Below are 5,444 nucleotides of genomic sequence, written 5' to 3'. Positions count from 1 at the left end.
GCACCACAAGTACAAGAATGGGTATGATTTGTTAAATCACCTTTGCTATCTCTTATATTTCCACTAACTTGTAAATTACCTATTAAGTTTAAATTTCCTTTTATGCTAAAAGTACCACTTGCCCCACCTTCGCCACTTGTAGAAATTGCTCCTGCAATTTGAGTATTACCATTTAAATTAATACTTGGAGCGTTAAGCGTTATGGTATTAGCGTTTGTAGTATGATTTTTAGTATTTAAGGTGTTGTTTTGGTTATGGGTGGTTTTATCTACACAAGTGATATTTATATCTTTAACCACATCAAGTTTTAAAGTGCTACTCTTAGAGTTGTATTCTAAATGTGTTCCATCTTCAAAATCTATATTAAAAGTATTTTCATCTGTGTTTTTTGCTCTATGTTTTTCTTGGTAAAGCCCACGCAAAATAACTCCACTATTTAAATCCCCACGCACAGGTATGACTAATACTTGCTCTCCTATTCTTAAAGGAGAAAAGCTCACTGCATAAGAATTAGCTAGACTTTGAAAAACACTTAAAAAATCCGTTACCATATCTCCAATAGCAACCTTAGCTTTACCTTCTTTAATGTCGCAAATGATACCAAGTTCGTTCATTTTAAAACCTTTGAAATAATTAAATCACTATTATCACTAAGCCATTCACAAACTATTTCATTGGTGCTTGCTAACTCAATAATAGAATCAATAGTTTTTTTACAAGTTTGTAAATTTAAAGCCTTAACATCTACTTTTTGTGGAGCTTTAATAGTCCAATAAGTTTTAGCGTATTTATTTAAAGCTTCTAAAGTATCAATATCAAGCTCATTTTTACTAGCGCTTTCTAAAAACCTCTCAAACTCACCAATCAATGCGTTTAAAAACATAGCTTCTTTATTTTCTAAATCTTTTTCATCTCTTAAAGCGGCTAATTTTAAACTCTCCCAATCAATACCCTTGCTAAAATCATCTTTTTTCATACAGTATATACCCTGTCTGCTAAGACCTGTTAAAACACATATATCTTTGATACTTTTTCCTTGTATAAAAAGACTTTTAGCAAGTTCTTTTTTGCTCATATTTTTCCTTTAGAATTATTGCTTGAAATTATATTTTTTTATTTTTTTAAAATCAGTCTATATATACTTTAAATAGGTGGTTTAAAAGCATTTTTTATCTTATGATTATGCGAAAAAATAAAGGCTTTTGATGCGTGATTTATTATTAGAGCTTAATACAAAACTCACAAATGAAAAAGTAAAAATTTCTCCTATTGGAATAGCCAAAGGACTTGATGGGAGAGTATTTAAGATAGATGGGGAAAAATTAATCAATAATATACAAAAAAATGGACTTGATATAGCGTTAAATCTTAATCATCAAGGAGGAGAAGCTTATGGCTGGTTTGATAGAAATTCATTAGAGTTAAGAGAAGATGGCATTTATGCAAGTCTTGAGTTAACGCCCAAAGGGAAAGAACTTGTTGAAAATAAGGCTTTTAGATATTTAAGCCCTGAATATTATGTGGATGATGATAAAAATGTTATTCATTTAGACGCCATGGGACTTGTAAATCAGCCCAATCTTTTAAACAGGGCTTTAAATAAAGCTAGGTCATTAATCAATAGCACCAAAAATTCAAAGTTAAGCACCCCACGAAGTGGGACAGAAGCTAGAAAAGGCAAGGCCTTGCGTGGTCTTCAGGTGGGTGCAGGGAGTGAAACTCCCACTCGCAAGGATGACTTTAGTTCATCCGCGAAATTAAAAAAAGAAAGGAATACAATGAACGAAGAAGAATTAGAAGAATTACAAAAATTAGCCGAGCAAGTAGAAGAACAAGCTGAAAATGTAGAAGAATCCGTACAAGAGACAGAAGATTGTGTAGGTGAAGGTGAAAATCCAGACAGCGAGTTAGAAACTTTAAGACAAGAAAATGAAGAGTTAAAAGCACAAATTGCAGAACTTAAAGCAAAACTTGAAACTGCTTTAAACAAAAATGAAGAAACAGAGATTGAGCTTAATAAAAAACGCCTTGATTCTCTTTTGCAAAATGGACTTATTTTACCAAATCGCTATCAAAAAGCTCTTAATATGAAAGGCAGGGTTTTAGAAGATTATCTTGATGTTTGCAAAAAAGAAGCAAATATTGTTTTAGGTAAAAAAGAACTTAATTTTACAAACAAAAGAAAAGAACTTAATGCTTATGAGGCAAAAGTTTTTAAACAACTTGGAATCAAAGGAGGCAAATAATGGCTTTTACAGAATTAAGCACTGCTTACATGCAAGCAGTGAATAAGGGGTTTTCAACCATTTTTAATAATGCTCTTGAAGGTGGAAATAAAGATTATGAAAAATTTGCAATGGTAACCAATGCAAATTCTTTGGTTGTAGAATATCAATTTTTAGCATCTTTACCAAAAATGCGTGAATGGATAGGCGATCGTCAATTTAGCAAACTTAAGGGTCAAGGTTATACTATCACTAAAAAAGATTGGGAAAGTTCCATTGAAGTACCACGAGATGTAATAACTTACGATAATTTAGGAATAATAAGACCACAAATTGAAATGTTAGCTTACGAAGTACAAAATCATTATAATGATCTTATTTTTACACTTTTAGAGCAAAATCAAACTTGCTTTGATGGAAAAGCATTTTTTGCAAATGATCACGATATTGGTGGTGTGAGTTTTTCAAATCTTGGAGATAAAAAATTAAGTGCTGCAAGTCTTATGGAGGCTAGAAAAAACATGCGTGCACTGACTAATGAAAGCGGACGCACTTTAAATATCAATCCTGCTCTTTTGGTTGTACCATTAAGCTTGGAAGCAAAAGCACTCGAGATTGTAAATAGCGATTTAATCAATGGTTCAAGCAATGTTTTTAAAGGCGTTGTAGAAGTATTTACAAGTCCAAATTTAAGCGATCAAGACGCTTGGTATTTAATTGACAATACCAAACCAATCAAACCTTTAATTTTGCAAATCAACAAAGGAGCTGAGTTTGTTGCTAAAGATAATCCTACTGATGAAGCTGCTTTTATGCGTAAGACTTTCCAATATGGAATCGATAGCGAAGACAATGCAGGTTATGGACTGTGGCAATTAGCTTATAAATCAAGCGGAAAGGCAGAATAATGGACAATATAGTTTCAGCTAATAAACTTAGAAATCAAAATGCAATTTTAAATCCAAAAGAAAATGACGATCAAAAAGCTTTGTTTTTAAAGGAAAAGCAAGAGTTTGAAAAAGAAAAAGCTTTATTTTTAAAGGAAAAACAAAAGACTTTAGAAGAAAATGAAGAAACTATAATAAATGAGTCTTTAAAAAACAAAGAAACAAAAAAAGGAAAACAAGATAAATGATAGCCTTGCTTTCTCCTCCTAAAATGCTAGCTCTTACTTTAAAAGAGTTAGCACTGATGAAAAGAGCACAACAAAACTTAGCAAATATCGATGAAATTACAAGAGAAGTAGTAGCTAAAGCAGCAAAAGATGCAGATGATATTTGCAAAAATAAAGATATTGCTGATTTTATTTGGGAGGATTTTGCATACATTCGCATAAAAATTTATCTTAAAATCGTCTTAGATGATGAAGATAAAATCCTTCTAGATAATGCTTTAAAACGAATTGAAAATGCACCTTTGATTGATAAAGAAGGAAATTTAAGCTCTTTAAGACTTAAAATTATGCAAAGAAAGGACAGGTTTTGACTTTAGATAGTGTTAGCAAAGATTTATTAAAGCATTTTAATGCGATAGGCATAGCAAATTACGAAGATGTCAAACAAGGCGGACTTTATCTAATGCTTGAAAGCCTAACAAGTATTAATCATCATAAAGATAGTGTGAATTTTTCATTGATTTTTAGTTCTCATACTTTTAATAAAGATAAAGATTCTTTGATTAAAAAAATAGATGAATTAAGACTAAAACTTTTTGAATTTGATACAAGCAAAAAGCTTTTAAGCAGTATCGAAAGTGGTTTTATAAGCAGTTCTTTATTTGCTTATAGGCTTAAATTTAATATAGAAATTTTTTCAAAACCAGAAGGAGAAGAAGAAAATGAAAAATAACCCTTATTTTAAAGAAAGCGAATTTAAATGTAAATGCGGCAAATGTGAATTGCCTCAAAATGTACCAAGTGATGAGCTTATAGACATTCTTTGTGAAATCAGAGAACATTACAATGCTCCTGTTATTATAAATAGTGGATATCGCTGCAAAGAGCATAATGCAAATGTTGGTGGAGCCCCTAAAAGCCAACACACTATAGGAAGTGCAGCGGACTTTGTGGTTAAAGGAGTTAAAACAGAAGAAGTTCATCAATATGTTTTAAACACCTATGGCGAAAGAGGTTTAGGGATTGCCATAAAGCATAATTTTAATGATCCTTATGCTGGGTTTGTGCATTTAGACACTAGAGGCAAAAAAGCAAGATGGACTTATCCATAAGGAAAAGATTGTGTTTAGTTTTATTTTATCAAGGTTTTTAAGTCCTTCAAAAATAGCTTTTTTTGTTCTAATTGCTCTTTGTGGTTTTTTATATTTAAAAAACAATGCTTTAGCTTTAGAAAATGAAAATCTAAAACTTAAAGCTTTGCATTTTAGCAATGAAATCAATGTTTTTAAAGATAAATTAGCCCAGCAAAATAAAGCTATTGATAAATTAAAACTTGATTTAAAGCCCAAAGAGACTTTAAAAGAAGTTTTAAAAGTGGATAAGGTTTTTATTAAAGATAAAAGCTGTGAGAGTGAACTTAAAGCTTATAAAGAATTATTTAATATTTTAGGAGCAAAAAAGTGAATGATAAAATGAGAATTTTCCTATTAATTATACCTTTTGTTTTTTTAAGCGCTTGTGCTTCTAAAGATATTTTGATTAAAACTGAAATCAAAGAAGTTAAAGTTCCTATTAAATGCCCTTTAAAACTTCCTTTAAAGCCTTTAGACAAACAAGACTTAGAAAGTGCTAAAGAAATCTCTAAGTATTACTTAGAAGTTGAAAATATAGCCAAGCTTTGCACAGGAGAGAAAGATGAAAGAAAATAATAAAATGATAAATCAAAAAAGCATTGCAAAAGATCTTCTTATAGCTCTTTTATTTTCAAGCTTTGCTTTAGCTTTATTATATTTATTTGAAATTTTTACAAGGAACTAGCAATGAAATTAGAAGATATATTTGTATATATGGTTTTAATGATAGTAAGCTTTATAGCTGGACTTGTAGGAATTGTAACAAAAAATAAATTAAGCAAAGCTCTTAATTTAAAAGGTAAATTTACACTCTTTTTAAAAGGCATGCTAGGTTCTATGTTTGTAGCATATCTAGTTTTTGAAATTGTAAATTATCTTAATTTTGGCATAAAGCTTAGCGTTGCAGTGGGTGGTTTTGCAGCTTATATGGGGACAGATGCATTGCTTAAAATTGAGCAACTTGTAGAAAAG

General features: G+C 30.6%; 12 protein-coding genes. 10 read left to right on the top strand and 2 right to left on the bottom strand.

The window, feature by feature from the left end:
• Both AJ886_RS06950 and AJ886_RS06945 read right to left on the bottom strand, forming a co-directional pair.
• Positions 1-614 (bottom strand): phage baseplate assembly protein V (locus tag AJ886_RS06950; protein WP_070287446.1); only part of this gene is annotated, 614 nt, incomplete at its 3' end.
• A complete protein-coding gene (locus AJ886_RS06945; protein ID WP_002901330.1) occupies positions 611-1,075 on the bottom strand; it encodes a DUF1804 family protein in 465 nt (154 codons plus the stop codon). The genes AJ886_RS06945 and AJ886_RS06950, both read right to left, overlap by 4 nt.
• 130 nt (positions 1,076-1,205) lie before the next feature.
• On the opposite strand from AJ886_RS06945, the gene AJ886_RS06940 reads away from it, so the two are divergent.
• The 10 genes from AJ886_RS06940 to AJ886_RS06900 all read left to right on the top strand — a co-directional run.
• Complete coding sequence (locus AJ886_RS06940; RefSeq protein ID WP_070287445.1) at positions 1,206-2,246, top strand: phage protease; 1,041 nt, start codon at positions 1,206-1,208, stop codon at positions 2,244-2,246.
• Positions 2,246-3,133 (top strand): Mu-like prophage major head subunit gpT family protein, encoded by an 888-nt coding sequence (locus tag AJ886_RS06935; protein WP_002790002.1) that lies wholly within the window; start codon positions 2,246-2,248, stop codon positions 3,131-3,133. Before AJ886_RS06940 ends, AJ886_RS06935 begins: the two co-directional genes overlap by 1 nt.
• A complete protein-coding gene (locus AJ886_RS06930) occupies positions 3,133-3,360 on the top strand; it encodes a hypothetical protein (protein ID WP_002875630.1) in 228 nt (75 codons plus the stop codon). The genes AJ886_RS06935 and AJ886_RS06930 overlap by 1 nt, the downstream gene beginning before the upstream one ends.
• Positions 3,357-3,710, top strand: coding sequence for a hypothetical protein (locus AJ886_RS06925; protein ID WP_002790896.1), 354 nt, complete (start codon positions 3,357-3,359; stop codon positions 3,708-3,710). The genes AJ886_RS06930 and AJ886_RS06925 overlap by 4 nt, the downstream gene beginning before the upstream one ends.
• Positions 3,707-4,072 carry a hypothetical protein gene (locus AJ886_RS06920; protein WP_002790266.1) on the top strand — a complete coding sequence of 122 codons (366 nt, stop codon included), beginning with the start codon at positions 3,707-3,709 and terminating at the stop codon, positions 4,070-4,072. Before AJ886_RS06925 ends, AJ886_RS06920 begins: the two co-directional genes overlap by 4 nt.
• Positions 4,062-4,451 carry a YcbK family protein gene (locus AJ886_RS06915; protein WP_070287097.1) on the top strand — a complete coding sequence of 130 codons (390 nt, stop codon included), beginning with the start codon at positions 4,062-4,064 and terminating at the stop codon, positions 4,449-4,451. The genes AJ886_RS06920 and AJ886_RS06915 overlap by 11 nt, the downstream gene beginning before the upstream one ends.
• A 10-nt stretch (positions 4,452-4,461) precedes the next feature.
• The gene (locus AJ886_RS06910) at positions 4,462-4,803 is read left to right on the top strand and encodes a hypothetical protein (RefSeq protein ID WP_002784498.1); all 342 of its coding nucleotides are present in this window, start codon (positions 4,462-4,464) and stop codon (positions 4,801-4,803) included.
• The gene (locus AJ886_RS06905; RefSeq protein WP_070280988.1) at positions 4,800-5,048 is read left to right on the top strand and encodes a hypothetical protein; all 249 of its coding nucleotides are present in this window, start codon (positions 4,800-4,802) and stop codon (positions 5,046-5,048) included. Before AJ886_RS06910 ends, AJ886_RS06905 begins: the two co-directional genes overlap by 4 nt.
• Positions 5,035-5,157 (top strand): hypothetical protein, encoded by a 123-nt coding sequence (locus AJ886_RS10790; protein ID WP_261662421.1) that lies wholly within the window; start codon positions 5,035-5,037, stop codon positions 5,155-5,157. The genes AJ886_RS06905 and AJ886_RS10790 overlap by 14 nt, the downstream gene beginning before the upstream one ends.
• Positions 5,158-5,159: 2 nt before the next feature.
• A partial coding sequence (locus AJ886_RS06900; protein ID WP_002875551.1) for a phage holin family protein occupies positions 5,160-5,444 on the top strand: 285 nt, incomplete at its 3' end.

The sequence above is a fragment of the Campylobacter sp. BCW_6465 genome (assembly GCF_001762815.1).
In the GTDB taxonomy this organism is placed as follows: domain Bacteria; phylum Campylobacterota; class Campylobacteria; order Campylobacterales; family Campylobacteraceae; genus Campylobacter_D; species Campylobacter_D jejuni.
This window is presented reverse-complemented; position numbering and strand designations above follow the sequence as displayed.

Excerpts from the sequence above, each read along its gene's own strand:
- AJ886_RS06945 (WP_002901330.1), bottom strand. The coding sequence starts at position 1,075 with ATGAGCAAAAAAGAACTTGCTAAAAGTCTTTTTATACAAGGAAAAAGT.
- AJ886_RS06940 (WP_070287445.1), top strand. The coding sequence starts at position 1,206 with ATGCGTGATTTATTATTAGAGCTTAATACAAAACTCACAAATGAAAAA.
- AJ886_RS06935 (WP_002790002.1), top strand. The coding sequence starts at position 2,246 with ATGGCTTTTACAGAATTAAGCACTGCTTACATGCAAGCAGTGAATAAG.
- AJ886_RS06930 (WP_002875630.1), top strand. The coding sequence starts at position 3,133 with ATGGACAATATAGTTTCAGCTAATAAACTTAGAAATCAAAATGCAATT.
- AJ886_RS06925 (WP_002790896.1), top strand. The coding sequence starts at position 3,357 with ATGATAGCCTTGCTTTCTCCTCCTAAAATGCTAGCTCTTACTTTAAAA.
- AJ886_RS06915 (WP_070287097.1), top strand. The coding sequence starts at position 4,062 with ATGAAAAATAACCCTTATTTTAAAGAAAGCGAATTTAAATGTAAATGC.
- AJ886_RS10790 (WP_261662421.1), top strand. The coding sequence starts at position 5,035 with ATGAAAGAAAATAATAAAATGATAAATCAAAAAAGCATTGCAAAAGAT.